2 protein-coding genes are annotated in these 3,517 nt (G+C 64.1%); both read right to left on the bottom strand.

Going from position 1 to position 3,517, the window contains the following annotated elements:
- Window positions 1–313: 313 nt before the first annotated feature.
- Window positions 314–1,405, bottom strand: a complete 1,092-nt coding sequence (locus tag AC5RWX_RS31520; RefSeq protein WP_494100125.1) for a CAP and S-layer homology domain-containing protein — start codon at window positions 1,403–1,405, stop codon at window positions 314–316.
- Window positions 1,406–1,588: 183 nt separating this feature from the next.
- On the bottom strand, window positions 1,589–3,361 hold the full coding sequence (locus AC5RWX_RS31515; RefSeq protein ID WP_494100124.1) for an O-antigen ligase family protein: 1,773 nt from the start codon (window positions 3,359–3,361) through the stop codon (window positions 1,589–1,591).
- Window positions 3,362–3,517: the final 156 nt, after the last annotated feature.

Below are 3,517 nucleotides of genomic sequence, written 5' to 3'. Positions count from 1 at the left end.
GCTGCAGCCGCGGCCTCCGCCCAGGAGGTCCGGCGCGTGAGCGGCCTGCCGCCGTCGGGCTGGCTGGAAGGGTTGGGTGTTACGGCTGGCATGGTTCCTGTCCGGGCATCCGGCACCGCGCCGTCGGCATGACGATTGTCACGGCGTCGGCGCAGCTCCGGCTGCCCTGCATCTTCTGCATGGGCGCGTGCGTTCTGATCCGCCGGATCGGGCATGTGTGTCCCCCCAGGACGTTCGGCAAATTTCTTGCAGCACTGGTTCAACAGTAAGTCTAGGGGCTCGGGCGGAAGGAGCCGGCCAGGCGGTCATCAACTCAGAGGCAGCGGTTGCCGGGATGGGCCGCAATGTAACCGCTGAGCCGTTGCATAAACGCAGCCATGGCTTCACGGCTGACGTTTTCGAAGGGCTTGTAGCTGCCGTCGTCCCAGCCTTTGGTGACTCCTGCAGAACGCATCCACTCGATCTCCCTGTAAAAGGCGCTGGCCCGTGAGTCCGTGAAGGTCGGCGCGGAAGGTGCCGCATACCCAGTTGCGGCCGGTATCCCGCAGTAGACACCGGCGAAGCGGTTCATGAAGGCTGCCATCGCCTCACGGCTGACCGGCTCGTACGGGCGGTACGTTTTGTCCAACCATCCGGTGCTGATCCCCTGGGCGTTCATGAAGGCAATTTGCTGGTAGAACAGATGGTCGGTGGGGACGTCCTTGAACGGGGATTCCTTGGGCGCTACGTAGTCTGCGCCGGCAAGCCGGTAGATGAAGGCGGCCATCGCCTCGCGGCTGACTGATTCAAAGGGCCGGTAGGTACCGTCGGGATATCCCTCTGAAATCCTGTTCTCCTTCATCCAAGCGATCGCATCCTGGAACCCGCTCTGGTGAGAGTCCGTGAACGGCGCCGGGGGCTGGCTGCCGAAGAAGTCCTGGGCGGTGGTGTAGGTGCCGCTGGGCGCGTTGGCGTCGCTGAATGCGAAAAAATTGACGGTCCCGTACATGCGGTACTGGGCGCTGGCGCTGATGGAGATCCCGACGCCGATGGTGTTGAACTTCGGGTTCCGCAGGATCGCCTCGTGCCCCGGTGAATTGATCCACTGTTCCACAAGTCCCTGGGCCCGGGTGTCGCCTCTGGCGGCTATGATTTCGCCCGCGGCGGTCCAACGGTCAGCTACACGCGGGTCCTGGTAGTAGCCCGGGTTGTGCTGGAAGAGCGAAGTTGCGGCCATATGGTCGGACCAGTCCTCGGCCATCTCCGAAACGGTGACGTTGAACTTCACCGGGGCAACGCCGAGACTTGCACGGTAATTGTTGATCCCGTTGAAGACGTCAACGATCTGCTGTTCGTTGGCCTCCTCCAGAGTGTGGTTGTAGGCCGCCACGTCCGCAGGTGCGGCAACAGCAGGAACAGCAGACATCGTGGACGCCATGAGAACGCCCGCTAGGACGGCACAAGAGACCCTTCGAAAAACATTCACATTTCCCCCCGGAAATAAAGCTCCGCCCAAGGCCAGTCAAGAGCGCAGATCTTGCCGACAGATTACCAGCACTCGCTGCCGCAAAGCGCCTAGCAAAGTGTTGTTCGGTAACGGCGGCATCAGCTAGGGCGCGGACGCCACTTCCTGCAGTGCTGCGAGGATGGCCCTTTCTTCCTCGGGGTCAGGGGTAAGGGATGCCGCCTTTGCAACGTAGGCGACGGCGCTGTCAGCCCGGCCGGCTGCGTACTCGGCCAGCCCGGACTGCAGCCATACCTGCGAGTTGACGGGGGCAGCAAGCCTGGCCTCGGCCAAGGTCTCCTGTGCGGCTGCGAGGTCGCCGGCGGCCAGGTGCCCCACGGCAAGTGACGTCATGGATTCCACCGAGCCCGGATTAGCTTTTAGGGAACGGGCGGACCACTGGGCTGCAAGCTTTCCCGACGCCGGGTCCCCCGCTGCTGCTCGGCCGGCAAAAGCCTGGCCTGCCAGGAGGGCGACGTCCGGATCCCAGCGGCGCAGGGCTGCTGCTGATTCGAAGTTTTCGGATGCTTCGCCGAGGCGCCCCTCGCGAATTGCAGCTTCGCCCCTTTTCAGGGATACCTCGGCTGCGGATGCCATGCCGGCGGCGACGGATATGACGGCAAGGCAGGAAACCGCTGCCGGCCCAGCGATTACCGGAACCTTTGAGGCGTTCCTTTGCTGGAATTGGGCTGGTGCCGCCTTCCGGGCGGCGGGCTTGTCCGGTTTCGGGTTGGAGGGCACGACGCCGGCAAGGGCACCGGCGCAGAGGCCAGCAATGACTGTGGTGCCCGGCGTAGGAAAATGAGTAAGCAGGACCAGGGCAAACGAGCCCACCGCGGCCGCGGCGCCAACGAGGAACAACCGGTCCGCATCGCTGCAGCTCGTCCGGATGTTCCGCGCGGCAGCCCAGAGTACGGCTGCGCACAGGAGCAGATTGGCGACCAGCAGCGGCACACCGCCGTCGGCCAGCCACTGCAGCGGAATCATGTGGGGGCTGTCCGCCGGGAAGTCGGTCCCCACGCGGGCGGCAAACCCCTCGGTCTGATACCGCGGCAGGGCGTCCACATAGCGCCCTGGGCCTGCGCCCAGCAGCCAGTTGTCGTGAACGAGCGCCCATGTGGCGGTCCACAAATCAACACGTCCCGTTACTGTCCCTCCCGTCAGGAGCCTTCCCCGGACATCAGGAAAGGCAAGGACCGCGAGAGCCACCGACGCCACCGCGCCAAAAAGCCAAAGACCCCCGCGACGGGAACCGGAAGCACCCCTGTTCTGCCACGCCCGCCAGGCAATCACAGCCACAATGAGTACGGCGAGCACAATGATCACCGCCCGGGACCCGGAAGCTGCGGCAACGATGGCCCCGCCGATGGCGCCGGCAGTGTCCCATGGTGCCCTGCGAAAGACTGCCCGCGGAAGCAGGACGGCACAGCCGGTCAGCCCCGCGATCCCCATATCGGTCGCGTTGCCAAGAGTCGCCCCGAACCGGAAGTTATCGCTGTCGCCCAGGAGGTTCACTCCCAATGCCTCCAGCACTGCCGCAAGGGCAAGCAGGAGCATGCTTCCGGCCACCATCCTCGTCCAGAAGGTGCGAACGGTCGCGTTGGCGCCAGGACCTAAAAGGCGTGACCCGACCAGCAGCAACAGCAGGTACGCGGCTACTGTGGGGACGCCCTCGTACCGCGGCCAACGGCCCCAGAACGACGGGCCGAATCCGTCAACAACCACGGCAGCGAGGGCGAAGACGGCAAGGACCCCGGAGGCGGTCCATGCAACTTGCGGTGCAAGCCTTGTCCGTGATCCGGCAATGATTCCCAGCCCCACGCCTGCCGCGAGGAAGGCCAACTTGGGCAAAGTGAAGCGGAACAGTCCATCTGGCACGAGAACAAAAATGCAGCTCATCAAGATGAACAGCGAAGCAACAGGTAATCGAACCGGGGACAAAGCTCCCCGCTGTTCAGTGACAGCCTTTTTCACATATGCCTCTCGTGCGCACTCATTCGCCGGTTGCCTTATTCTCGCGGCTTGTGCCGGGAT

It is taken from the genome of Arthrobacter sp. SPT-J7, from assembly GCF_059089965.1.
This window is presented reverse-complemented; position numbering and strand designations above follow the sequence as displayed.

Coding starts and splice junctions, on each gene's coding strand:
- AC5RWX_RS31520 (WP_494100125.1), bottom strand. CDS start 1,405: ATGTCTGCTGTTCCTGCTGTTGCCGCACCTGCGGACGTGGCGGCCTAC.